This is a genomic window from Actibacterium sp. EMB200-NS6 (assembly GCF_001305615.1).
Taxonomy (GTDB): Bacteria; Pseudomonadota; Alphaproteobacteria; order Rhodobacterales; family Rhodobacteraceae; genus Actibacterium_A; species Actibacterium_A naphthalenivorans.
The window spans coordinates 2,995,272-3,020,249 of the sequence record NZ_CP010869.1; the positions used below are offsets into that span (position 1 = coordinate 2,995,272).

General features: G+C 66.2%; 22 protein-coding genes. 13 read left to right on the forward strand and 9 right to left on the reverse strand.

What is annotated here, in order from left to right; genetic code table 11:
• Window positions 1–183: 183 nt before the first annotated feature.
• From TQ29_RS14525 to TQ29_RS14535, 3 genes are all read left to right on the forward strand, one after another.
• The gene (locus TQ29_RS14525) at window positions 184–522 is read left to right on the forward strand and encodes a hypothetical protein (protein WP_054539743.1); all 339 of its coding nucleotides are present in this window, start codon (window positions 184–186) and stop codon (window positions 520–522) included.
• 73 nt (window positions 523–595) lie between these two features.
• The gene (deoC, locus tag TQ29_RS14530) at window positions 596–1,603 is read left to right on the forward strand and encodes a deoxyribose-phosphate aldolase (protein ID WP_255353439.1); all 1,008 of its coding nucleotides are present in this window, start codon (window positions 596–598) and stop codon (window positions 1,601–1,603) included.
• 4 nt (window positions 1,604–1,607) lie between these two features.
• A complete protein-coding gene (locus tag TQ29_RS14535) occupies window positions 1,608–3,968 on the forward strand; it encodes an aldehyde dehydrogenase family protein (protein ID WP_054539744.1) in 2,361 nt (786 codons plus the stop codon).
• 209 nt (window positions 3,969–4,177) lie between these two features.
• On the opposite strand, the gene TQ29_RS14540 is transcribed toward TQ29_RS14535, so the two are convergent.
• A complete protein-coding gene (locus tag TQ29_RS14540) occupies window positions 4,178–4,852 on the reverse strand; it encodes a DUF1523 family protein (protein ID WP_054539745.1) in 675 nt (224 codons plus the stop codon).
• Window positions 4,853–4,859: 7 nt separating this feature from the next.
• The gene (locus TQ29_RS14545; RefSeq protein WP_369817411.1) at window positions 4,860–5,198 is read right to left on the reverse strand and encodes a hypothetical protein; all 339 of its coding nucleotides are present in this window, start codon (window positions 5,196–5,198) and stop codon (window positions 4,860–4,862) included.
• Window positions 5,199–5,259: 61 nt separating this feature from the next.
• Between TQ29_RS14545 and TQ29_RS14550 the strand changes: the two genes are divergently transcribed.
• Window positions 5,260–6,546 carry an acetylornithine deacetylase/succinyl-diaminopimelate desuccinylase family protein gene (locus TQ29_RS14550; protein ID WP_054539746.1) on the forward strand — a complete coding sequence of 429 codons (1,287 nt, stop codon included), beginning with the start codon at window positions 5,260–5,262 and terminating at the stop codon, window positions 6,544–6,546.
• A 58-nt stretch (window positions 6,547–6,604) separates the two neighbouring features.
• On the opposite strand, the gene panC is transcribed toward TQ29_RS14550, so the two are convergent.
• Together panC and panB are read right to left on the reverse strand one after the other, a co-directional pair.
• Window positions 6,605–7,459: a pantoate--beta-alanine ligase gene (gene panC, locus TQ29_RS14555; RefSeq protein WP_054539747.1), complete on the reverse strand. Its 855-nt coding sequence runs from the start codon at window positions 7,457–7,459 to the stop codon at window positions 6,605–6,607.
• On the reverse strand, window positions 7,456–8,289 hold the full coding sequence (panB, locus tag TQ29_RS14560; protein WP_054539748.1) for a 3-methyl-2-oxobutanoate hydroxymethyltransferase: 834 nt from the start codon (window positions 8,287–8,289) through the stop codon (window positions 7,456–7,458). The genes panC and panB overlap by 4 nt, the downstream gene beginning before the upstream one ends.
• A 181-nt stretch (window positions 8,290–8,470) precedes the next feature.
• On the opposite strand from panB, the gene TQ29_RS14565 reads away from it, so the two are divergent.
• The 7 genes from TQ29_RS14565 to TQ29_RS14595 all read left to right on the forward strand — a co-directional run bounded on the left by TQ29_RS14565 (window position 8,471) and on the right by TQ29_RS14595 (window position 18,298).
• Window positions 8,471–9,940, forward strand: coding sequence for an ABC transporter substrate-binding protein (locus tag TQ29_RS14565; RefSeq protein WP_054539749.1), 1,470 nt, complete (start codon window positions 8,471–8,473; stop codon window positions 9,938–9,940).
• Between the two features lie 114 nt (window positions 9,941–10,054).
• Window positions 10,055–11,002 carry an ABC transporter permease gene (locus tag TQ29_RS14570; RefSeq protein WP_037209397.1) on the forward strand — a complete coding sequence of 316 codons (948 nt, stop codon included), beginning with the start codon at window positions 10,055–10,057 and terminating at the stop codon, window positions 11,000–11,002.
• Entirely contained in the window at window positions 10,999–11,820 is an 822-nt protein-coding gene (locus tag TQ29_RS14575; protein WP_037209395.1) for an ABC transporter permease, read from the forward strand. The genes TQ29_RS14570 and TQ29_RS14575 overlap by 4 nt, the downstream gene beginning before the upstream one ends.
• Window positions 11,817–13,418, forward strand: coding sequence for an ABC transporter ATP-binding protein (locus TQ29_RS14580; RefSeq protein ID WP_054539750.1), 1,602 nt, complete (start codon window positions 11,817–11,819; stop codon window positions 13,416–13,418). The genes TQ29_RS14575 and TQ29_RS14580 overlap by 4 nt, the downstream gene beginning before the upstream one ends.
• A 91-nt stretch (window positions 13,419–13,509) precedes the next feature.
• Window positions 13,510–14,496: a P1 family peptidase gene (locus TQ29_RS14585; RefSeq protein ID WP_054540464.1), complete on the forward strand. Its 987-nt coding sequence runs from the start codon at window positions 13,510–13,512 to the stop codon at window positions 14,494–14,496.
• A gap of 65 nt (window positions 14,497–14,561) precedes the next feature.
• Entirely contained in the window at window positions 14,562–16,034 is a 1,473-nt protein-coding gene (locus tag TQ29_RS14590) for an NAD-dependent succinate-semialdehyde dehydrogenase (RefSeq protein ID WP_054539751.1), read from the forward strand.
• Window positions 16,035–16,135: 101 nt separating this feature from the next.
• Window positions 16,136–18,298, forward strand: a complete 2,163-nt coding sequence (locus tag TQ29_RS14595) for an esterase-like activity of phytase family protein (RefSeq protein WP_054540465.1) — start codon at window positions 16,136–16,138, stop codon at window positions 18,296–18,298.
• A gap of 81 nt (window positions 18,299–18,379) precedes the next feature.
• Here TQ29_RS14595 and TQ29_RS14600 read toward each other — a convergent pair whose 3' ends face one another.
• The 5 genes from TQ29_RS14600 to TQ29_RS14620 all read right to left on the reverse strand — a co-directional run bounded on the left by TQ29_RS14600 (window position 18,380) and on the right by TQ29_RS14620 (window position 23,778).
• The gene (locus TQ29_RS14600) at window positions 18,380–18,841 is read right to left on the reverse strand and encodes an Hsp20 family protein (protein ID WP_054539752.1); all 462 of its coding nucleotides are present in this window, start codon (window positions 18,839–18,841) and stop codon (window positions 18,380–18,382) included.
• Window positions 18,842–18,995: 154 nt separating this feature from the next.
• The gene (locus tag TQ29_RS14605; RefSeq protein WP_157445604.1) at window positions 18,996–19,814 is read right to left on the reverse strand and encodes a serine protease; all 819 of its coding nucleotides are present in this window, start codon (window positions 19,812–19,814) and stop codon (window positions 18,996–18,998) included.
• Window positions 19,815–19,862: 48 nt separating this feature from the next.
• Complete coding sequence (gene glcF, locus TQ29_RS14610; protein WP_054539753.1) at window positions 19,863–21,158, reverse strand: glycolate oxidase subunit GlcF; 1,296 nt, start codon at window positions 21,156–21,158, stop codon at window positions 19,863–19,865.
• A 4-nt stretch (window positions 21,159–21,162) separates the two neighbouring features.
• Window positions 21,163–22,278, reverse strand: coding sequence for an FAD-binding protein (locus TQ29_RS14615; RefSeq protein ID WP_054540467.1), 1,116 nt, complete (start codon window positions 22,276–22,278; stop codon window positions 21,163–21,165).
• 66 nt (window positions 22,279–22,344) lie between these two features.
• A complete protein-coding gene (locus TQ29_RS14620; protein WP_054539754.1) occupies window positions 22,345–23,778 on the reverse strand; it encodes an FAD-linked oxidase C-terminal domain-containing protein in 1,434 nt (477 codons plus the stop codon).
• A gap of 85 nt (window positions 23,779–23,863) precedes the next feature.
• Between TQ29_RS14620 and TQ29_RS14625 the strand changes: the two genes are divergently transcribed.
• Together TQ29_RS14625 and TQ29_RS14630 are read left to right on the forward strand one after the other, a co-directional pair.
• Window positions 23,864–24,565, forward strand: coding sequence for a DUF599 domain-containing protein (locus TQ29_RS14625; protein WP_037209381.1), 702 nt, complete (start codon window positions 23,864–23,866; stop codon window positions 24,563–24,565).
• Window positions 24,566–24,615: 50 nt separating this feature from the next.
• A complete protein-coding gene (locus TQ29_RS14630; RefSeq protein WP_054539755.1) occupies window positions 24,616–24,969 on the forward strand; it encodes a hypothetical protein in 354 nt (117 codons plus the stop codon).
• The last annotated feature ends 9 nt before the right edge of the window (window positions 24,970–24,978 follow it).

The window sequence follows — 24,978 nt, forward strand, 5'->3', positions numbered from 1 at the left end:
ACGATCATCCGTCCCTGCTCGAGAACAACATATTTCTGCCCGCGATACATCCCGCCGGGCAATATATATTCAATAGAGGGAATGCATATGGCCCGATTTTCCGACCATGCCCGACGTTGTTCGCCCTGCCAGTGCGAGGTGGGCCGGTGACGGTGGCAAAGCCGGGGGGCGGTGCGTTTGGCAATGCCTGAAGCCCCGGTCGATCAACTGACCCGCGCCGCGCTCGAGGCGCTGCTGAAAGGCCCTGACGGATGGCGCCATGTGGTGCGCGACCTCGCCCGCGAGGCGCCGGACGCGTCACCCCTGGCACTGATCTTCGCGCTTGTCGCCGCCGCCTCGACGATCGAGGAATTCTTTGCCCCCGGCAGCCCCTCACGTCCCGCCGCCGACCATGCGCTGCGGCTTGCCGCGATCCTGGGAACCGACCTTTACGCGATGGAGGCGCTCGGCCTGCCCCACGCCACCGCTGCCGAGCTTATGGCCTATTGGCAGGCGCATGATCCCTATTTCCTGACCCTCTGACCCTGCGGCCCGTCTTGCCATCCGCCCCGCCCCATGCGACCTTCCCAAGGCAACGGACGGGAGGCGAGGTACCGTGCAGACCGACCCCAAAACCCTTCAGGCCACCGCCACCGGCGCCGGGTCGCTGCCGCAGCTCAGCCATGCGCGCAACCCCGGAATGGCGCTGGACATGGATTGGGTGAAGGGCGTGCAGGCCAACACGTCGGCCATCGAACGCCGCACCGCCTCGCTGCCCGGCCGGCGGTCGGTGAAGAAAGACTATCAGGCGGCGTGGCTGCTGAAGGCCATTACCCTGATCGACCTCACGACGCTGGCAGGCGATGATACCGCGGGGCGCGTCCGCCGCCTGTGCGCCAAGGCGCGGCAACCGGTGCGTGCCGATCTGCTCGAGGCGCTCGGCATGGGGCCGATCCACACCGGCGCCGTCTGTGTCTATCACGCGATGATCGAGCCCGCTGTCGAGGCGCTGAGGGGCACGGGAATCCCCGTCGCCGCTGTTTCCACCGGCTTTCCCGCGGGCCTGTCGCCCTTTCCGCTGCGGGTGCAGGAGATCCGCGAAAGCGTTAAGGCCGGGGCGGCCGAAATCGACATCGTGATTTCCCGCCGCCACGTGCTCACCGGCGACTGGCAGGCCCTCTATGACGAGATGCGCCTCTTCCGCGAGGCCTGCGGCGACGCCCATGTAAAGGCGATCCTGGCCACCGGAGAGCTTGGCACCCTGCGCAACGTCGCCCGCGCCAGCCTGGTCTGCATGATGGCGGGGGCGGATTTCATCAAGACCTCCACCGGCAAGGAAAGCGTCAATGCCACCCTGCCGGTGTCGCTCGTGATGATCCGCGCCATCCGCGACTATCATCAGCGCACCGGCCACCGCGTCGGCTACAAACCCGCCGGGGGCATTTCCACGGCCAAGGACGCGCTGAACTACCTCGCGCTACTGAAGGATGAGCTGGGCACGCGCTGGCTCCAGCCCGATCTGTTCCGCTTCGGCGCCTCGTCGCTTCTGGGCGATATCGAGCGTCAGCTTGAACACCATGTCACCGGCCAGTATTCGGCCGGCTACCGCCACCCGATGGGATGACGCCATGACCGTTTCCGAGATTTTCAGCACCATGGACTATGGCCCCGCCCCCGAAAGCGCGGCCGAGGCGCTGGCCTGGCTGGTGGATGGCGGCGACCGGTTCGGCCATTTCATCGGCGGCGGCTTCACCGCCCCCGGCGACGGGTTCGAAAGCCGCAACCCCGCCACCGGCGAGGTTCTGGCCACGCTGTCACAGGCCAGCACCGAAGACGTTGACGCCGCCGTAGCCGCCGCCCGCAAGGCGCAGGGCAAATGGGCCCGCCTGTCCAGCCACGAGCGGGCCAAGTATCTTTACGCGCTGGCACGGCTGATCCAGAAACACGCACGCCTTTTCGCGGTGCTGGAAACGCTCGACAACGGCAAGCCGATCCGCGAAAGCCGCGATATCGACATCCCGCTGGTGCACCGGCACTTCTATTACCACGCGGGTCTCGCCCAGCTGATGGAAACCGAACTGCCGGGGCATGAACCGCTGGGCGTCTGCGGCCAGATCATCCCGTGGAACTTCCCGCTGCTGATGCTGGCGTGGAAGGTGGCCCCGGCGCTGGCGGCGGGCAATACGGTGGTGCTGAAACCGGCCGAATACACCTCGCTCACCGCGCTGCTCTTCGCCGATATCTGCCGCGAAGCCGGCCTGCCCAAGGGCGTGGTGAACATCGTCACCGGCGATGGCGCGGTGGGCGAAATGATCGTGAACCACCCCGGCATCGACAAGATCGCCTTCACCGGCTCGACCGAGGTCGGCCGCAAGATCCGCGAAGCCACCGCAGGCAGCGGCAAGGCGCTGACGCTGGAGCTGGGCGGCAAATCCCCCTACATCGTGTTCGAGGATTCCGACATCGACAGCGCCGTCGAAGGGCTGGTCGATGCGATCTGGTTCAACCAGGGCCAGGTCTGCTGCGCCGGCTCGCGTCTTCTGGTGCAGGAAGGTATCGCCGAACGATTCTACGACAAGCTTCGCGCCCGGATGGACGGCCTGCGCCTGGGCGACCCGCTGGACAAATGCATCGACGTGGGCGCCGTCGTCGACCCGGTCCAGCTTGAGCGGATCACCGCGATGGTCGCCGAGGCCGGGCCAGAGGGTACGGTCTATCACGCCCGCTGCCCCCTGCCCGATCAGGGCTGTTTCTACCCGCCCACGCTGATCACCGGCCTGTCGCCGGCCGCCCGCCTGATGCAGGAGGAAATCTTCGGCCCCGTTCTGGTCGGCTGCACCTTCCGCACACCGGACGAGGCGGTGCAGCTTGCCAACAACACCCGCTACGGCCTGGCCGCCAGCGTCTGGACCGAGAACATCAACCTCGCGCTGGACATCGCGCCGAAACTGGTGGCCGGCGTCGTCTGGATCAACGCCACCAACCTGTTCGACGCCGCCGCCGGCTTTGGCGGCATGCGCGAAAGCGGTTTCGGCCGCGAAGGCGGCTGGGAAGGCATCCACGCCTATCTCAAACCCGCCCGCGCCAGCAAGCCGCTGAAACCCGTCCTGCCCGAAGCCAAAGCCGAAGAGCCCGAAATCGCCGACCCGCTCGACCGGACCGCCAAACTCTATATCGGCGGCAAGCAGGCCCGGCCCGATGGCGGCTACTCGCGCCCGGTCTTCGGCCCGCGGGGCCGCCTGCTCGGGCATATGGGCCTCGGCAGCCGCAAGGACATCCGCAACGCGGTGGAAACCGCCCGCAAAGCCTCCGGGTGGGGCAAGACCACCGGCCACCTGCGCGCGCAGATCCTCTATTTCATCGCCGAAAACCTGTCGGCCCGGCGCGGCGAATTCGCCGACCGCCTGCGCAGCCTGACCGGCCAGCACGGCAAGACGGCGCAGGCCGAAGTCGACGCCGCCATCGCGCGGCTTTTCACCTATGCCGCCTGGGCCGACAAATACGACGGCGCCGTCCACTCCGTACCGATCCGCGGCGTGGCTCTGGCGATGCACGAACCCGTCGGGGTCATCGGCGCGCTCTGTGCCGACGACGCGCCGCTGTTGGGCCTCGTCTCGGTCATGGCCCCCGCCATCGCCATGGGCAACACCTGCGTCCTGATCCCGTCGGAACCCTATCCGCTGGCCGCCACCGACTTCTATCAGGTGCTCGACACATCCGACCTGCCGGGCGGCGTGGTGAACATCGTCACAGGCAGCCATGCGGAACTGGCCCCGCCGCTCGCGGGCCATCTGGATGTGGATGCGATCTGGTCGTTCTCCTCATCCGACCTGTCGGCGGTCATCGAGAAGGCCGCCGCAGGCAACCTCAAGCGCAGCTGGGTCAACAACGCCCGCTCCCGCGACTGGGTGACCGACGAAGGCGAAGGCCGCGAATTCCTGCGCGCCGCGACCGAAGTGCAGAATATCTGGATCCCCTACGGCGAATAGAAAACACCCTGCCCCGCTCTGGCCGGACAGGGTGCCTTCACCTTTCACGGCCATCGGCGTCCCCGCCTGTACCGCAGGTCCGACACCACCTGATATTGGTTTCATCTTTCTTAAAATATCCCCGCCGGAGGCAAGAAATCTCACGGCGCACCGGAAAAACATTATTGCCTCCGGCGGGGATATTTAGGGAAAGATGAAGGGGCCGGCGTTTACTTGTGCGGCGGTTTTCTTGCTCCGGACAGGCGGTCGCGCATGCGCCCCCACCAGCCTTTGGCACGGTCGCGCGCGGCATCGGCGCGGTCATCCACCGCATCCCAGGTTTCCTCGACATCTTCCAGAAGCGGGTCAATGGTGCGCTCGCGGAATTGCGCCCAGAGACGCCACAGGAAAACAAGCGCCAGCGCCAGCAGTATCAGAACGAACAGGCTGGTCCAGGGGATCAGCCGCACATCCGGCCCCGCGACCTGTTTCACGCCCACAGCGTTCGGGTAGATGGTCAGGAATTCGCTGCGCCACCCATAGTGTTTCAGCGCCACCCATTTCGGATTGTCGGAGGTGGACACCATGTCGCGCGCTTCGGCCTGAAGGTTGGAACTGTCGAGCTTGAAATAGGGTGGCCAGCCCCAGCCGGTATCTTCATTGCGATAGACGATGGGCTTGCCATTGGGGCGGATCGCCTCGATGAAACGCACATCGCGGTTCGCGCTCGTGGTGTCGGTTCCCACGTCGGGCGATGCCCAGAAGATCGAGTTCTCGCCGAAATCGATCCGCCGGACATCGGTATTCACGATCCGCACGATATCGCGCTGCGGCAGCGTGTAGTGCAGGAAGCCGAAAACAAAGAGCCCCAGCAGGGTCAGGACAGTCCATTTGACGTAGCGCATCGGTTCCTCACATGAAATTCGTCGCAACAACAATTGCGATCACGGCAATCACCGGCACCACGAAGACCCCCAGGATCAGCTTGCGGCGAAGGGATTCTTCGTAGTCGCGCATTCCTTTTTCGATAAAGGCCTCTCGCCGTGATTCCTCAAGGTCTCCTTCGGCAATCTTTTCCGCGGCGCGCTCTTCCAGCCTCTCCCGTCGCACCGAGCGCGAATAGAGCGAGACCACCACATAGACCACAGTCAGCCCGACAAACCCGGCAACGGCAAGGCGTATCAACCCAAGCATGCGCCATCCTTCCATCAACTCAGTGAACTGTGCCGTCCGGCGGCCCGTCTTGTCCACCGCCTATTCCGCCGCACGCCGCGGCCTTGCCGCTCCGTCGCCCGCCCGCTAGGGTTTCGCCATGGGCGACGCAATCGAATACAGGCTGCAAACGGCGGTGGACGCACGGCGCGATGATCTGGTGGCGCTTTGCCGGGATCTGATCCGCATCCCCACCCTCAACCCGCCGGGACTGAACTACCGCGAGATCTGCGGCTATCTCGCCGAGCGGCTTGCGCGGTCGGGGTTCGGCGTGGAACTGGTCCGCGCCGAAGGCACCCCCGCCGACAGCTCCAAACACCCCCGCTGGAACATCATCGCCCGCCACGAAGGCGCGCGGCCCGGCGAATGCGTGCATTTCAACTCACACCACGACGTGGTCGAGATCGGCCATGGCTGGAGCGTTGATCCCTTTGAAGGCGTCATGAAGGACGGGCGGATCTATGGCCGGGGCGCCTGCGACATGAAAGGGGGTCTGGCGGCCTCCGTCATCGCGGCCGAGGCCTTCATCGCAACCTGCCCCAACTATACCGGCGCCGTGGAAATCTCCGCCACGGCGGACGAGGAATCGGGCGGCTACGGCGGCGTGGCCCATCTGGCCGAAAAAGGCTACTTCGATCCGTCGCGGGTGCAGCATGTCATCATCCCCGAGCCGCTGAACAAAGACCGTATCTGCCTGGGCCACCGCGGCGTATGGTGGGCCGAGATCGAAACCAAGGGGCGCATCGCCCACGGCTCGATGCCCTTCCTTGGCGACAGCGCCATCCGCCACATGGGCGCGGTGCTGGAGGAAATCGAGCAGACTCTCTATCCGCTGCTGGCCACCAAACACACGGCCATGCCAGTCGTCCCCGAAGGCGCCCGGCAATCAACGCTGAACATCAACTCCATCCACGGTGGCGAGCCCGAGCAGGAGCCCGGCTATACCGGCCTGCCCGCGCCCTGCGTCGCCGACCGTTGCCGCATCATCCTCGACCGCCGGTTCCTGATCGAAGAGGATGTCACCGAGGTGAAGCGTGAGGTCACTGCGCTGCTCGAGCGGGTAAAGGCACAGCGCCCGAGCTTCCAGTACGAAATCCGCGACCTCTTCGAAGTGCAGCCGACAATGACGGAACGCGACGCGCCGGTGGTGAAGACCGTGGCCGAGGCCATCGAGAAAGTGCTGGCGAAACAGCCCGCCTATGTCGTCTCGCCCGGCACCTATGACCAGAAACATATCGACAGGATCGGGCGGCTGAAGAACTGCATCGCCTATGGCCCCGGCATTCTGGATCTGGCGCATCAGCCCGATGAATGGGTCGGCATCGATGACATGCTGGACAGCGCCAAGGTCATGGCGCTCACCCTCGCCGAATTGCTGACCGGCTGATCCTTCATCTTTCCCGAAATATCCCCGCCGGAGGCATGAAACTCTTTCCCGCGCGCGCTCAGCCCGCCGGCGCCGCCGGGATATTGTCGATCAGCCGCACCCCGTCAAGCCACGCCGCTGCCAGCAGGCGCGCGGGGGCGGTCAGCGCTGGCAGGGGCGCGAGCCCGTCTTCGGCACGCAGTTCGAGGTATTCCACCTCGGCGAACCCCGCCTTGAGGATCTCGGCCTTCGCCCGATCCAGCTCAGAGGCAACCGGCGCGCCCGCCGCGATCCGGCCTGCCGCCGCCGACATCGCCGCGAACAGCGCCGGCGCGATGCCGCGCGCCCGGGCCGACAGCCGGAGGTTGCGCGATGACAGCGCCAGCCCGTCCGCCTCGCGCACGGTCGGGCAGCCGGTGACCTGCACCGGAACATCCAGATCGCGCGCCAGCCGCGTCACCACCTGAAGCTGCTGAAAATCCTTCTCGCCGAAAAATGCCAGATCGGCGCCGGTTTGCAGGAACAGCTTGGTTACAACCGTCGCCACCCCGTCGAAATGCCCGGGCCGGTTGGCGCCGCACAGCCCCTCGCTGACACCCGAAACGCTGATATTGGTCGAAAACCCGTCAGGATAGACCTGATCCAGATCCGGCACGTAAAGCGCATCCACCGAAAACGGCGCCAGCTTGCGGGCGTCTTCCTGCTCTGTCCTGGGATAGCTTTCCAGATCCTGCGCATTGTTGAACTGCCGGGGATTGACGAAGATCGTCACGATCACCCGGTCTGCCGCGGCCCGGGCCGCCTTCACAAGGCTCAGATGCCCCTCATGCAGTGCGCCCATGGTGGGCACCACCGCCACCCGTTCGCCCGCGCGGCGCCATTCGGCCGTCACGCCGCGCAGATCGGCCCGCTGGCGCAGGATCGGTGTGGTCATTCCTTTGCCTCCGGCAGGGCGTCGCCGAACAGGTGCTCGGGCGCGGGGAAACTGCGGGCGCGCACTTCTTCGGCATAGGCCGCGATGGCCTTGTCGGCATCCGCGCCCAGCATGGCATAGCGCTTGGCGAACTTGGGTTTGAACGCGGTAAACAGGCCGAGCATGTCATCCACCACCAGAATCTGACCGTCGCACCCGGCCGACGCGCCGATGCCGATGGTCGGAATCGCAAGCCGCGCGGTGATCTCGTCGGCAAGCCGCTCGGGCACCTTCTCCAGCACCACCGAGAACGCGCCGGCATCGGCCACGGCATCGGCATCGGCCAGCACCCGCGCCGCATCCTCGCCCCGGCCCTGCACGCGGTAGCCGCCCAGCGTATTGATCGCCTGCGGCGTCAGCCCGATATGCGCCATCACCGGGATGCTGCGGCGGGTCAGATGGCGGATCGTCGGCGCCATCTCGACCCCGCCCTCCAGCTTGACCGCGGCGCAGCCCGTTTCCGCCACCAGCGCAGCTGCATTGCGAAATGCCTGCCCGGGGCTTTCCTCGTAAGATCCGAAGGGCATGTCGACCACCATCATGGCGCGCGACAGCCCGCGCGCGACGGCCTGCCCGTGCAACACCATCATCTCCATTGTCACACCAAGGGTCGAAGGCAGCCCGTGCAGCACCATGCCCACGCTGTCCCCCACCAGAACGATGTCGCAATGCGGATCGGTCAGCTGCGCCACCGGCGTGGTATAGGCGGTCAGGCAGACCAGCGGCGCCCCGCCCTTCCGTGCCACGATATCCGCCGGCGTCGGCACCTTCAGTTTCGTCGTCGCGCTCAACGGCTCTCCTCCCACGGCTGCCGAAATGTGGGGCGCGTTATACCGCCGCGGCGCGGAAAAGCCAGCCCGCTGTTGCCCTCCACGCCGATATTGCACATGCAAGATGCTTGCTTTGCAGGCCCGCCCGGCGTTTCATGTCGGCAAAGCCGCGCCCAGCGCGGACCGAAAAGGGAGACATGAAATGCGCATCATCCGGATGACGGCGGCGGCACTGGCCCTGGGCGCGGGCCCCGCCCTTGCCGCACAGGATACGATCACGCTGGGTATGCAGCTGGAGCCGCCCAACCTCGACCCGACAGGCGGCGCCGCCGCCGCGATCGACGAAGTAACCTATGCCAACATCTTCGAAGGCCTCACCCGCTTCGCCGCCGATGGCGCGATCATCCCCGGCCTCGCGCGCAGCTGGGACATCAGCGAAGACGGCCTGACCTATACCTTCCACCTGGCGCCCGGCGTGACATTCCACGATGGCACCGCGATGGATGCCGGGGATGTGAAATTCTCGCTCGATCGCGCCCGGGCGGAGGATTCGACCAATGCGCAGAAGGCGCTCTTTGCCGGGATCGCCGATGTCGCGGTCATCGATCCGCTGACGGTTCGCATCACCCTGTCCGCCCCCGATGGCGGCTTTGCGTTCAAGATGGCCTGGGGCGATGCGGTGATCGTGGCCCCCGAAAGCGCCGAAACCAACGCCGCCGCGCCCGTCGGCACCGGGCCGTTCAAGCTCGCCCGCTGGGTCCAGGGCGACCGGATAGAACTAGAGCGTCACCCCGATTACTGGGGCGCCGCCCCCGCCCTATCGAAAGCCACGTTCCGGTTCATCTCCGATCCCAACGCCGCCTTCGCCGCGATGATGGCGGGCGATGTGGATGCCTTCCCGGTGTTCCCGGCGCCCGAAACGCTGGAGCAGTTCAAGGCCGATCCGCGCTTCACCGTCATCGTCGGCTCGACCGAGGGCGAGACGGTGCTGGCGATGAACAACAAGCAAAAGCCGCTGGATGACGTGCGCGTGCGTGCCGCCGTCGCCCATGCCATCAACCGGCAGGATATCATCGACGGCGCGATGTTCGGCTATGGCACCCCCATCGGCACCCATTTCGCGCCGCATAACCCCGACTATATCGACCTGACCGGCATCTCGGCCTATGACCCCGAGAAATCGAAGGCCCTGCTGAAAGCGGCCGGCGTGTCGGATCTGACCCTGCGCATGGCCCTGCCGCCGCCCACCTATGCCCGGCGCGGCGGCGAGATCATCGCGGCCCAGCTGCGCGAGATCGGGATCACGACCGAGATCACCAACATGGAATGGGCGCAATGGCTGGAGCAGGCGTTCCGGGGCAAGGATTTCGATCTGACCATCGTCAGCCATACCGAACCGATGGATATCGGCATCTACGCCCGGCCGGATTACTATTTCCAGTATGACGACCTGGGCTTTCAGGCGCTGCTGGCGCTGCTGGATAACACCTCGGCGCCAGAGGCACGTTCGGGCCTTCTGAAAGCCGCGCAGGGAAAAATCGCGATGGATTATGTCAACGGTTATCTTTTTCAGCTTGCCAAGACCGGGGTCGCCAATGCCAAGATAAAGGGCCTATGGGAGAACGCGCCCACACAGGCGAATGACCTGACGGGTGTTACCTGGGAGGAGTGACACCCTACGCGGGCATTCGGGGAAGGGCGCCGATATTACGGCGCCCTTTTTCCGTTCCCGCCCGAGGCGCAATCGCTCTGGCGCGCGGGGCGGTCCCTCTCTAACCTCCGGCACATGCTTCGCTTCGCCGCCACACGCCTTGTTTCCCTCGGCCTCAGCCTGATCGCCGCGAGCCTCGTGATCTTCGCGGTGATCGAGGTTGTTCCCGGCGATCCGGCGGCCTTCATGCTCGGGCTCAACGCCGAGCCCGAGGCGGTGGCCGCCCTGCGCGACGAGCTGGGCCTGAACGGCTCGCGCGCCGCGCGCTATCTGTCATGGGTCGGCGGCATGGTGACGGGCGATTTCGGGCAATCCTACACCTACCGGGTGCCGGTGTCGCAACTGGTGCTGCAACGGCTCTGGGTTTCGCTGCCGCTCGCGCTCTACGCGCTCGGTCTGTCGACGCTCATCGCCTTCCCCATCGGGCTGATCGCGGCGTCGCGGCGGGGCAGGCCCGCCGATTACGGCATCATGGCGGCCACCCAGCTGGGCGTGGCGGTGCCGAATTTCTGGTTTGCCATGCTGCTGGTGCTGGTCTTTGCGGTGAACCTGCGCTGGTTCTCGGCCGGCGGCTTTCCCGGCTGGGAGGCGGGCGCCTTTGCGGCGCTCAAGGCGCTGACCCTGCCGGCCGTGTCGCTTGCCCTGCCGCAGGCCTCGATCCTGGCGCGGGTCATGCGCTCGGCGCTGATCGAAACGCTGGGGCAGGATTACATCCGCACCGCGCGGGCCAAGGGCCTGTCGCGCCGTCAGGCGATCACCCGCCATGCGCTGCGCAACGCACTGATCCCGGTGCTGACGATCATCGGGCTGCAATTCTCGTTCCTGCTGGCCGGGGCGATCATCATCGAAAACGTGTTCTTCCTGCCCGGTCTGGGGCGGCTGATCTTTCAGGGCATCACCCAGCGCGATCTCGTGGTGGTGGAAAGTGTGGTGATGCTGCTGGTCTTCGCGGTGATCCTTGTGACGTTCCTTGTCGATCTGGCCTATGCCGCGGCCGATCCGCGCCTGAGGCACCGGCGATGAGATGGCCGGTGCAACTGATAATCGGCGCCATCCTGTCGGGGCTGTTCGTGCTGGCGGCAGCGGCCTCGTTCCTGTGGGTGCCGCATGAGGTGAGCACGCTGAGCATCGCCGACAGGCTGAAGCCGCCCTCGGCCCGCTACCTGCTGGGCACGGATCACTTCGGCCGCGACATCCTGTCGATGCTGATGGTCGGCGCGCGCACCTCGATCGCGGTGGCGCTGGTGGCGGTGGGCATCGGCGTGGCGGCGGGGGTGCCGCTGGGCCTTGCCGCCGCCGCGCGCCGGGGCAGCCTGCTGGACGAGATCATCATGCGCGGCAATGACCTGATCTTCGCCTTCCCTTCGCTTGTCATCGCCATCCTGATCACCGCCGTCTTCGGGCCTTCGGCGCTGAACGCGATTCTGGCGATCGGCATATTCAACATCCCGGTCTTCGCCCGCGTCACCCGCGGCGGCGCGCTGTCGATCTGGACGCTCGACTATATCCTCGCCGCGCGCGTTGCGGGCAAGAACGCGCTGCGCATCAGTGCCGAGCATATCCTGCCCAACATCCTGAACCTGCTGATCGTGCAGGGCACCATCCAGTTTTCGCTCGGCATTCTGGCCGAGGCGGGCCTGTCATACGTCGGGCTTGGCGCGCAGCCGCCGACGCCGAGCTGGGGCCGGATGCTGGCCGATGCGCAGACGATGATCTACACCGCGCCGCGCCTTGCGATCCTGCCGGGGCTGGCGATCGTCGGCATGGTTCTGGGGCTGAACCTGATGGGCGACGGGCTGCGCGACGCGCTGGACCCCCGCCTGCGGAGGGCGCGCGAATGATCGCGGTCGAAGGGCTTTCGCTGGCGATCCACGGCCAGCCGATCCTGCGCGATGTCACGTTCCGCGTGGCGCCGGGCAAGGTGTTCGGGCTGGTCGGCGAAAGCGGCTCTGGCAAATCGCTGACGGCGCTGGCGCTGCTGCAACTGGCGCCCGAGGGCAGCACGCTGAGCGGGCGGGCGATGATGGGCGATACCGATCTGCTGTCGCTGCCCGAACGCGGGATGTGCGCCATTCGCGGCAACCGCATCGGCATGATCTTTCAGGAGCCGATGACCGCGCTGAACCCGGTTCAGACAATCGGCGAACAAGTGGCCGAAACGCTGGTGATCCATGGCCGGGCCAACCGCCACGAGGCGCTGGCGATGGCGCGCGAACGGCTGGACAGGGTCGGCCTGCCCGCCGCGAAATTCCCGCTGTCGCGCTATCCGCACGCGCTTTCGGGCGGGCAGCGGCAGCGGGTCTGCATCGCCATGGCCATCGCCCTGCGCCCCGAACTGCTGATCGCCGACGAGCCCACCACGGCGCTGGACGTGACCACACAGGCGCAGATTCTGGATCTGCTGAAGGAACTGGTGGAGCAGGAGCAGATGGGCCTTCTGCTGATCACCCACGATCTGGCGGTGGTGGCGGGCATGGCCGATGATCTGGCGGTGATGCAGCAGGGCAGGATCGTCGAACAGGGCCCGACCGAAGAACTGTTTCGCCACATGCGCCACCCCTACACCCGGCAGCTGTTCGAGGCCTCCGGCCACCGCCCCCCGCAGACTGCCGTGCCGCAGGAGGGCCCGCTTTTGCGTGTTCACGGCGTGATTCGGGAATATCCCCGGCCCCGCGCGGCGCTTTTGCGGCGGCCGCCGCCCTTTCGCGCGGTCAACGAGGTCAGCTTCGACATCCGGCGTGGCGAAAGCCTGGGGCTGGTTGGCGAATCCGGGTGCGGCAAATCCACCCTGACCCGTGCCATTCTGGGGCTGGAGCCGCTGCAGGGCGGCGAGATCCGGCTGGATGGCGAAGCGGTGCACGCGGGCGAGCCGATGCCGGCGCATATGCGGCGCAAGATGCAGGTGGTGTTTCAGGACCCCTATGGCAGCTTCAATCCGCGCCACCGGGTGCGGCGGCTGATCGCCGAGCCGTTCCACCTTGCCGGGCGCCCCGACGATGCCGGGGCGCGGATCGACGCGGCGCTTGAGGCGGTCGGGCTGCGGCCTTCGGATGCGGACAGGTTCATCCATGAGTTTTCCGGCGGCCAGCGCCAGCGCATCGCCATCGCCCGCGCCCTGATCACCCGGCCGGAGCTGATCATTCTGGACGAGGCCGTCTCGGCACTGGATGTGCGGGTGCGGGCGCAGATCCTGGATCTGCTGGCAGCGCTTCGGGCGGAGTTCGGGCTGACCTATCTGTTCATCAGCCATGATCTGAGTGTCGTACGCAGCATCACCGACCGGGTGATGGTCATGAAGGCCGGCGAGATCGTCGAGCAGGGGCCGACCGAGGCGGTGTTCGGCGCGCCCCGGCATGCCTATACGCAGATGCTGATTGCCGCGGCGCCGGTGATTCCGGCAGGGTGGCGGGGCGACGGCGAGGCGCGGCCCGGGGGCTGATCCCCGGCGGGCCGTTTGCGGTGGGCGCCGGGGGCTTCGCGCCCCCGGACCCCGCGGGATATTTGGACGAAAAAGAAGGAGCATGCGCGAGATGCAACAGGGGCCACGCAACCTGATCACCGATGTGCCCGGGCTGCGCGTCGGCAATGCCGAAGACCTGGAGATCAAGACCGGTGTCACCGTTCTGATCGGCGACAGGCCGTTCACGGCGGCGGTGCATATCATGGGCGGCGCGCCCGGCACACGCGAGACCGATCTGTTGCAGCCCGACCGGCTGGTGCAGGAGGTCGATGCGCTGGTGCTTTCGGGGGGCTCTGCCTTCGGGCTGGACGCGGGATCGGGGGTGGCCGATGCGCTGCGCGAGCAGGGGCGCGGATTTTTGGTGGGCGATCAGCCGGTGCCGATCGTGCCCGGCGCGATCCTGTTCGATCTGATGAACGGCGGCGCGAAGGACTGGGTGGAGAACCCCTACAGGGCGCTGGGGCGCGCGGCGCTGGATCAGGCCAGCGAGACATTCGCGCTTGGCACCAAGGGGGCGGGCACCGGTGCGACCACCGCCAATCTGAAGGGCGGCCTTGGTTCGGCCTCCGTGGTGCTGGCCTGTGGTGTGACTGTCGGCGCGCTGGTTGCGGTCAACCCGGTGGGGGCGGTCACGATGGGCGACGGGCCGGAATTCTGGGCAGCGCCGTTCGAGATGGGGGCGGAGTTCGGCGGCCGGGGATATGGCCGCCACGACCCTGGCCGGACACCACGGTACAAGGGGGATCAGGGCGGGAACACGACGATCGCCATCGTGGCGACCGATGCGGCCCTGACCCAAGCCCAGGCCGCGCGGGTGGCGATTGCCGCGCATGACGGGATGGCCCGGGCCATCCTGCCCAGCCACACACAGTTCGACGGCGATCTGGTGTTCGCCGCCGCCACCGGGGCCATGCCCCTGCCCGATCCGGCGCGCGATGCGCTGCAGCTTGGCCATGCAGCCGCCACCTGCCTTGCCCGGGCCATCGCGCGCGGCGTCTATCATGCGACCCCGGCGCCGGGCGACAGCCTGCCGACCTGGCAGGACAGGTTCGGGTGATGCGGCGGCTGGACAAGGCCCGCGGCGCGTGATTTGCCATGGGTAACCCAAGGGGAGGATGACCGATGCCCGCAACCGAACTTCGCAGCCTTTTGCGCGATCCCGGCCTTCTGGAGACGAGGGCCTATCTGGCCGGGGAATGGGCCGATGCCGACAATGGCGCCACGTTCGAGGTGACCAACCCGGCGCGCGGCGATGTGATCTGCACCGTGCCCGATCTGGGCCGGGCCGAGACCGCCCGCGCGATCGGCGCCGCGCAGGTGGCGCAAAAGGACTGGGCCGCCCGCACCGCCAGGGAGCGCGCCACAATCCTGCGGCGCTGGTATGATCTGATGATGGCGCATCAGGATGATCTGGCCACGATCCTGACCGCCGAGATGGGCAAGCCGCTGGCCGAGGCGAAGGGCGAGATCGCCTATGGCGCTGCGTTCATCGAATGGTTCGCCGAAGAGGGCAAGCGCATCTATGGCGAGACCATCCCCGGCCATCAGCCCGACAAGCGGCTGATGGTGATCCGTCAGCCGGTGGGCGTGGTCGGCGCGATCACGCCATGGAACTTTCCCAACGCGATGATCACCCGCAAGGCGGGCCCGGCGCTGGCCGCCGGCTGTGCCTTCATCTCCAAGCCCGCCGCCGAAACGCCACTGTCGGCGCTGGCGCTGGCGGTGCTGGCCGACCGGGCCGGGCTGCCGAAGGGGCTGTTTTCGGTCATTCCGGGAACGGATGCCGCCGGGATCGGGCAGGAGTTCTGCGAGAACCCGCTGGTGCGCAAGATCACCTTCACCGGTTCCACCAATGTCGGGCGCATCCTGTTGCGGCAGGCGGCGGATCAGGTCAAGAAATGTTCGATGGAGCTGGGCGGCAACGCGCCCTTCATCGTGTTCGACGACGCCGATCTGGACGAGGCCGTGATCGGTGCCATCGCCTGCAAGTTCCGCAACAACGGCCAGACCTGCGTCTGCGCCAACCGCATCTATGTGCAGGCTGGCGTCTACGATGCCTTCGCCGCGAAACTGGCAGAGGCGGTGGCCGCGCTGAAGGTGGGCGACGGGTTGCAGGAGGGCACTGATCTGGGCCCGCTGATCACTGACAAGGCGGTGCAGAAGGTCGAGGAACATCTGGCCGACGCCACCGCCAGGGGCGCGACGATCCTGCGGGGCGGCCGGCGGCATGGCAACGGCGGCACCTTCTTCGAACCCACCGTGGTGACGGGCGCCACGCAGGCAATGCAATTCGCCACCGAAGAAACCTTCGGCCCGCTGGCCCCCCTGTTCAAGTTCGATACTGTCGAGGATGTGATCGCGATGGCGAATGACACGATCTTCGGTCTCGCATCTTACTTCTATGCGCGGGATCTGAGCCGGGTCTACAAGGTGGCCGAGGCGCTGGAGTACGGAATCGTCGGTGTGAATACCGGCATCATCTCGACCGAGGTGGCGCCATTCGGCGGCGTGAAACAGTCCGGTCTGGGCCGCGAAGGCTCGCGCCACGGGATCGAGGACTACCTGGAGATGAAATACATCTGCATGTCGGTCTGAGACGTCTCTATTTTACAGAACTGACATTCAAACGTTACCGGGCGGTCATGGAAAATCGCCAATCCGATCAGGCAAAATACTGCATTTGGGGGACATATTCCATGACCGCACGCCTTCTGGGCCTCACCTCGGTACTGGCGCTTAGTGCTGGCGCCGCCACCGCCGAAATGAATTTCAACCGCATCGCCTCTTTTCCGACCATCGCCAACATGGCGGCGGGCGAGGACACGGGCCGCGAAACCTCGGCCGAGATCATCGCCGCCACCGATGACGGCATGATGCTGGCCTATACCGACAGCCCGCTGGGCGTGCTGGGCCTGGTCGATATCACCGATCCCAAGGCACCAAAGCCGCTGGGCAATATCGACACGGGCGGCGAGCCGACCTCTGTGGCGATCATCGGCAAGGTGGCCTTTGTCGGCGTGAACACCTCGGAAAGCTATGTGGCCCCGTCGGGCATTCTGAAAGCCATCGACCTGACCACCAAGGCCGAACTGGGCGCCTGCGATCTGGGCGGCCAGCCGGATTCGGTGGCCAAGGCCAAGGACGGCAGCTTTATCACCGTGGCGATCGAGAACGAGCGCGATGAGGACCTCAACGATGGCGTCATCCCGCAGATGCCCGCCGGGGCGCTGGTGATGGTCGGCGTCAAGGATGGCGCGCTGGATTGCGGCACCCTGAAGACTGTCGACATGACCGGTCTGGCAGAGATTGCCCCTTCGGACCCCGAGCCCGAATTCGTCGACGTCAACAGCCTGGGCGAAACCGTCGTCACGATGCAGGAGAACAACCACCTGGCGGTGGTGGCGAAAGACGGCACCGTCATCGCGCATTTCCCGGCCGGCACGGTTGATCTGGAAGGCGTCGACGCCACCGACGAGCGCGGCGCGCTGCTCTTCACCGAAAGCCAGCCGGGCCGCAAACGCGAACCCGATGCGGTGAAATGGATCGACGACACCCATTTCGCCATCGCCAATGAAGGTGACTACGAAGGCGGCTCGCGCGGCTGGACGATCTTCGCCAAGGACGGCACCGTGGTTTACGAATCCGGCACCTCTTTCGAGCAGGCGGTGATCCAGATCGGCCACTACCCCGACAAGCGGTCGGACGCCAAAGGCATCGAGCCCGAGTCGATCGAGGTGGGCACATTCGGCGGCACGCCGCTGGTCTTTGTGGGCGCCGAGCGCGCCTCGGTCGTCGGCGTCTATGACGTGACCGATCCCGCCGCCCCGGTGCTGAAGCAGATCCTGCCCTCGGGCATCGCGCCCGAAGGCTATGTGGCGATCCCGTCGCGCAACCTGATGGTGTCCGCCAACGAGGCCGACCTGATCGAGGATGGCGGCGTGCGCAGCCATGTCATGCTTTACGAATATCAGGATGCACCGGCGGCCTATCCGCAGCTGACATCGGCCGGCGCCGACAGGCTGATCGGCTGGGGCGCGATTTCCGGCATGGTCGCCGATGGCGAAAGCACCGTCTGGGCGGTGAACGACAGCTTCTATGGCTATCAGCCCACGATATTCAAGATCGACGTCGGCGCCACTCCGGCCCGCATCACCGACGCCATCTATGTCACCCGCGCCGGCATGCCCGCGCAGAAGCTGGACATGGAAGGCATCACACTGGACGGCAACGGCGGCTTCTGGGTCGCCTCCGAAGGGCGGACCGACCGGGTTGTGCCGCACGCGCTTTACAACGTGAACGCCAAGGGCGAAATCAAGAAAGAGATCGGCCTGCCGGCCGAATTGATGGCGGTCGAGAAACGCTTCGGCTTTGAGGGCGTCACCATGGTTGGCGACACACTCTGGATGGCGGTTCAGCGCGAGTGGAACGATGATCCGGCGAACCACGTGAAACTGGTCGCCTATAACACCGGCACCCAGGAATGGGGCGCGGTTCTTTACCCCAAGGCCGAGCCCGCCAAAGGCTGGACGGGCCTTTCGGAAATCGTGGCGCATGGCGACTGGTTCTATGTCATCGAGCGTGACAACCAGATCGGCGCGGCCGCGGTGACCAAGAAGATCTACCGCATCCCCGCCGCCGAGATGGTACCGGCGCCGCTGGGCGGCGATCTGCCGGTGGTCAACAAGGAAGAGGTGCGCGACCTGATCCCCGATCTGCAATCCTTCGGCGGCTATGTGGTGGACAAGATCGAAGGTCTGGCGATCATGCCGGATGGCGAGATCTTCGTTTCCACCGACAATGACGGTGTCGACGACAGCTCGGGCGAGACCTTCTTCTGGTCGATCGGCAAGGCCGAATAAAACCGGCCCCAGCCAATGGAAAAGGCGCGCGGCCCGATGGCCGCGCGCCCTGCGTTTCAGTTCAGCTTCTGGCGAAAAGGATCAGGCCTGCGCCTCGACCGCCTGCGCCTCGATCGCACCGCCACTGGCAATCTCGATCCGGCGCGGCTTTAGCGCTTCGGGTACTTCCCGCACAAGGTCGATATGCAGCATGCCGTCGGCATGGGTGGCGCCGCTGACCTTCACATGGTCGGCAAGCTGAAAGCGGCGTTCGAACGCACGCGTCGCGATGCCGCGATGCAGATAGGTCCGTTCACCTTCCTCGGGCGCCTTGCGCGCGGCAATGATCAGCGCGTTGTCTTTCACGTCAACCGACAGTTCGTCGGCCGTGAATCCGGCGACGGCCAGGGTAATCCGATAGCCGTTGTCCGAGGTTTTTTCGATGTTGTAAGGTGGATAGGTCGACTGGGCGACATCATTGGTCAGAACCCGGTCCATCATGTCGGCCACGCGGTCGAAACCGACGGTGGCACGGTAAAGCGGCGAAAGGTCAAAGCTTCGCATATCATCATCCTCCGTTGAGCGATGCAGTTATCCAGCCCTCCCCTCGGGGACGGGCAATCGTCGAAAACAGGCCCGTATGGCACCTGCACGGCTTAAATGTGGGAAGGTCATTTTCCGGTTTCAAGCCCGGCGCGCGAGGCGCCGTTCGGCCCCTTCAGGGCCGGACGAATTTCGCACCGCCCGCGCTGCGCACCCCGTCTTGCGAAAAGCGCCGCGCCAGCGGCAGGCTGTCGGCGGTCTGCCCCTCGCCCGCGGCCAGACGGCTGCGCATCAGATCGAGCGACCCCGCCAGAGACGCCACCAGAGCCACCGGCCTGTCTCCGACCTCCGCCTTTGACGACACCACGGAAACAATCCTGGGTACGCCATCTTCGAAGGTAAAGACCGGCGCCCCGGAAGAGCCGAAATTCACGCTGCAAGACAGCATCAAGACACCGGCCCGCCCCGCCAGAACGTGGCACACCTCCTGCAGTGAAGGCGCTTCGGCCCGGTCTTCGGCATAGGAAACCACGCCCACCTCATCACCCTTGCGCGGGCGCCGGGCCGTATCGAAGGGCGTTACCCCCGTCAGCCGGATCGGCCGCTCCAGCTCCACGAGCGCCAGATCATAGGCAACCCGGTCAACGCGGTCTGCCGTGGCGAAACTATAGCGCGGATGCTCCACCACCCGCCGCACCCGGCGATAGGCCTCTGCCCGGCCGTTGCGCCAGCCCGCCAGAAACTCCAGATCCTCGAGGCTCACCTGCCGGCCGGTGGATTTGTCGTAAAGACAATGCGCCGCCGTCAACACCAGATCGGGCGCGACAAGGGCACCGGTGCAAAACCCGCGGGTGCCGATGTTCAGCCGCCCGACCGCTTCCCAGCCCTTGCCGTCATTCGCCGTCTGCAACGATCGCAGGGTGCTTTCCTGCGCCTGAAGCGCCGAGCCGCAAAGGGCCAGAACCAAAAGCATGAGTGTCAGGTAACCGCGCATGTCATCTCCCTGCCCGCGGCACCGGCCTAGCAGCGGGATTGGGCAGGATTAAGGCTGGTTTTCGGTCAAAGCGCGCGGTTTTTGCCCGCCCGTCGCCCAATCCACAAGCTCGACCGTATGCACGACCGGCACCGCGGTGCCCGACCCGATCTGCATCATGCAGCCGATATTGCCCGCGGCAATCAGATCGGGCTGCCGGGCCTCCAGCGTTTTCACCTTGCGCGCCTTCAGCTGCCCCGAAATCTCCGGCTGCAGCAGGTTGTAGGTTCCGGCCGAGCCGCAGCACAGATGAGGATCGGCAGGTTCCACCACCCGAAACCCCACCCGTTTCAGCAGCTCCTTCGGCGCCGATCTGATCTGCTGCCCGTGCTGCAGCGAACAGGCCGCGTGATAGGCCACGGTCAGCCCCCTGTCGGCCCCCTCGGGCACATCGAGCTTCATCAGAAGCTCCGTGATATCCAGCGCCATCTCCGCCACGGCCTGCGCCTCTGCCTGAAGCGGGTCGGCTTCGAACAGATGCCCGTAATCCTTGACGGTGGTGCCGCAGCCGCTGGTGTTGATCACGACCGCATCCAGCCCTTCGCCCGCCATCTCGGCAGCCCAGGCGCGAATGTTTCTCGCCGCCGTGGCGCGCGCCTCGTCAGACTTGCCCATATGATGGGTCAGCGCGCCGCAACAGCCGATGCCGCGCGCGATCACCACCTCGCAGCCCAGCCGCCGCAGCAGCCGAATGGTGGCATCGTTGATATCCGTGTTCAGCGCCCGCTGCGCGCATCCGGTCATCAGCGCCACGCGCATCCGGCGCGCGCCGATGGCCGCAAACACCTGCGGGGCGTCATTGCGGCTGACCGGCGGGATGCGCCTGGGCGCCATCGCCAACATCGCCTTCAACCGCGCATCGGGCATCAGAAAGGCGAATGGCCGCCCGATCCTCGCGCCCAGAAGCGCCAGCCGGAACCGCGACGGATAGGGCAGGATCCGCGCCAGCAGCCAGCGCAGCGCCCGATCGGAAAACGGCCGGCGATAGGTCTTCTCGATATGCGCGCGCGCGTGATCGACCAGATGCATGTAATGCACCCCCGACGGGCAGGTCGTCATGCAGGCCAGGCAACTCAGGCACCGGTCGACATGCCGCACGGTCTTTTCATCCGCCGGCCGTCCGCTTTCCAGCATGTCCTTGATCAGATAGATCCGGCCGCGCGGGCTGTCCAGCTCGTCGCCCAGCAGCTGATAGGTGGGGCAGGTGGCGGTGCAGAACCCGCAATGCACGCAGGCGCGCAAAATCTTGTTCGACCGTGCGATCGCCGGGTCTTTCAACTGCTCGGGGGTGAATGTCGTCTGCATCGGCTCAGCCCATCAATCCGGGGTTCAGAATGCCGCGCGGATCGAACTGCGCGCGCAGCCCGGCGCTGATCGCGGCCAGCGGCGCCGGTTCGGGCGGGAACACCGGCCGCGCGGCACGGGTCTCTGCCCCGGCGCGGATCAGCGTGGCATGGCCCCCGATCCCCGCCAGCGCGGGGCGAATGTCACGCCCCTCGGGCACCAGCGCCCAGATCAAACCGCCGCCCCAGTCATACATCACCTCGCGGGCACCGATGGCCGCCGCCGCGCGCGGCCCGTCGGTGGGTTTCACCGAAATCCGACAGACATCGCCGGGGCGCCCCGCAAACGCCTCGACATCGCGCACCCGCTTCCATCCAGCATTCACGGCCTCCGGCTCTGTTTCCACAACCACATCCCCATAGGGCAACAACAACGCCCGCAACTGCGCCACACGATAGGATACCGACGCCGCGAACCCCTCGACACGGATCATCACCCCCGGCCCGCCCGGCACATGGGCCGCCCCCGAAACCTCGAAGGGAGAGCCCAGGGCGGCGCACAGCACGCGCACCGCCGCCTCGTCGTCCAACCCCTCCATCCTCAGCGTGGCCGCCATCTCGGGCCGCGGCAGAACCTTGAACGCAACCTCGCTCAACACCCCGATCGTGCCGAAACTCCCGGCCATCAGCTTGACCAGATCATAGCCGGTGACATTCTTCATCACCCGCCCGCCGTTCTTGATCACATCGCCGCGCCCGTCAACGAACCGCACCCCGATCAGGCTGTCGCGGCAGGCCCCGGCCTGTATCCGGCGCGGCCCCGACGCATTCACCGCCACCACGCCGCCGATCGTCGGCGCCCCCGCCGTACCCAGCAGCGCCCGGTGATCCATCGGCTCGAACGGCAGGCGCTGCCCCTCCGCCGCCAGCGCCGCCTCGACCTCCGCCAAAGGCGTGCCGGCCCGTGCCACAAGGGTCAGCGCGCCCGGCTCATACAGCGTGATCCCCGCCAGCCCGGCCAGCGAAAGCACCTCCCCCGCCACCGGCCGGCCAATCCCCCGCGTGCCGCCGCCGACAATGCGCAGGGGCCCGCCCGCGCCCGCAATGGCCTCGGCCAGATCGGCCTCTGTCTCAGGATGCATCATTCTTTTCCGTCCCAATATCCTCGGGGGTGAATTGCCGCAGGCAAGAGGGGGCAGACAGCCCCCTTACGCCGCCCTCCGCCCCGCGGTCAGCGCCAGCGGGAACACCTTCGCCGGGTTCAGCAACCACTGCGGATCGAACACATCCTTCACCCGCAACTGCGCCTCCATGTCTGCCGCCGTGAACTGCGTTCCCATCAGATCGCGCTTTTCGATCCCCACCCCGTGCTCACCGGTCAGGCAACCGCCGACCTCGACACACAGCTTCAGGATCTCGGCACCAAAGGCCTCGCATTTTTCAAGATCGCCGGGCTTGTTGGCATCGAACAGGATCAGCGGATGCATGTTGCCGTCGCCCGCGTGGAACACATTGCCCACGCCCAACCCGTATTCGGCCGACATCTCTGCGATCCGCTTCAGCACATGCGGCAGCGCTGAAACCGGGATCGTCCCGTCAAGGCAGATGTAGTCGTTGATCTGCCCCATCGCGCCAAAGGCCGATTTGCGCCCCAGCCAGATTCGCGCGCTTTCCTCGGCCGATCCGCTTTCGCGCAGCTCCACCGGATTGTGCCGGCGCGCGATCGCGGTGATCAGGTCAAGCTGTTCGGTGATCTCATCCGCAGCGCCCTCTACCTCGACAATCAGCAGCGCCTCGCAATCGGGATATCCGGCATGGGCGAAGGCCTCCGTCGCGCGGATGCAGGGCCTGTCCATGAACTCGATCGCCACCGGCAGTACGCCGGCCTTGATGATGTCCGACACGCATTGCCCGGCCACCTCGCTGCTGTCATAGCCGATCAGCACCGGTCGCGCGCCCTCGGGCTTGCGCAGGATGCGCAGGGTCGCCTCGGTCACCACGCCCAGCTGCCCTTCAGAGCCGCAGATCACACCCAGCAGATCCAGCCCGCCCGCATCCAGATGCGCGCCGCCGATCTCCACCACGGTGCCATCCATCAGCACGAGGGTCACCCCCAGCAGGTTGTTGGTCGTCACGCCGTATTTCAGGCAATGTGCGCCGCCTGAATTCATCGCGATATTCCCCGCGATGGCACAGGCAAGCTGCGACGACGGGTCGGGCGCGTAGAAGAAATCCTCTTCCTCGACCGCGCCGGTAACCGAAAGATTGGTACGCCCCGTCTGCACCCGGATGAACCGGTTCCGGTAATCGGTTTCCAGAACATCGTTCATGCGCGCCACGCCCAGAATCACGCTGTCGGCGGTCGGCAGCGCCCCGCCCGCCAGCGATGTGCCCGATCCGCGCGGCACCACCGGCACACCTTCTTCGTGGCAGATCCGCAGGATGGCAGACACCTCGGCGGTCGAGGAGGGCAGCACCGCGCAGAGCGGCGGGCAGCGATAGGCGGTCAGGGCGTCGCATTCATACGCCCGCGTTTCCGTTTCGTCATGGATGACCGCGTCGGCGGGCAACACCGAGAGGAACCGTGCCACCAGCCGTGCCTTTTTCGACAAAACCGCCGGGTTCGGATCTGGCATCTGCATGTCAGGCCTCCTCGCCTTATTGGTAATTTTTTATAACCAATTTTTCGGGGTGGCAAGGCGAATTCCGGTGTATAGGCTCAGCTCCATGGACCTTCTGAGCCACATATCCCTGTTCGGCGCGCTGGATGCGATCGCCCTGCTGTTCTGGGTCGCGGCCTGGGTCGGCATCGGCTTCGCGATCGAGCGGCCCCCGGCCAGCCGCCCCTCCGTTTCGGTACTTATGACCCAGTACCGGCGCGACTGGATGCAGGAAATGGTAACCCGCCAGCCCCGCCTGTTCGATTCCAGCATCCTGGCCTCGCTGCGCCAGGGCACCACCTTTTTCGCCTCGGCCTCGATGATCTCCATCGGGGGCGGGCTCGCCCTCATCGGCAATACCGAACGCCTGCTGGGGCTGGCCGAGGATCTGACGCTGGAAACCGCCCCCGCCGTGGTGTGGGAGGTGAAAATCCTGGCCGTGCTGCTGCTGGTCGCCAACGCCTTTCTGAAATTCGTCTGGTCGCATCGCCTGTTCGGCTATTGCGCCGTGGTCATGGCCGCCGTTCCCAATGATCCCGAACACCCCGATGCCCGGCGCCGGGCCCGGCAGGCGGCCGGGGTCAACATCTATGCCGCGCGCAGCTTCAACCGCGGCATGAGATCGATTTACTTCGCGCTTGGCGGGCTGGCCTGGCTGCTGGGGGCGGTGCCGCTGATGGTGGCGGCGGCGGTCACCCTGCTGGTGCTGTGGCGGCGCGAGTTCGCATCGGATTCCCGCCTCGCACTTCTGGATCGCACGCCAATGTGACCCCACCGGAGCCGCCGGATCTGACAGGCTGGGCATGAAGGGAGACCGACATGCGAATCCTTGCCCCCCTGCTGCTGATCGCCACCACCTCTGCCCGGGCCGATGGCCCGGTGATCGAGGATGCACAGGCCCGCAGCACCGCGCAGGGCTGGCGCTTCGACGTGACCATGCGCCACCCCGATACCGGCTGGGATCATTATGCCGACGGGTGGGAGGTGCTGGCCCCCGACGGCACCCGCCTTGGCCTGCGCCCGTTGACCCATCCGCATGAAACCGAACAGCCCTTTACCCGCTCGCTGTCCGGCATCGTCATCCCGGACGGCATCACCACGGTCACGCTGCGCGCCCGCTGCAGCGTCGATGGCTGGGCGGGAACAACGTTCACACTGCCTTTGCCGGAATAGCCGCGCGGC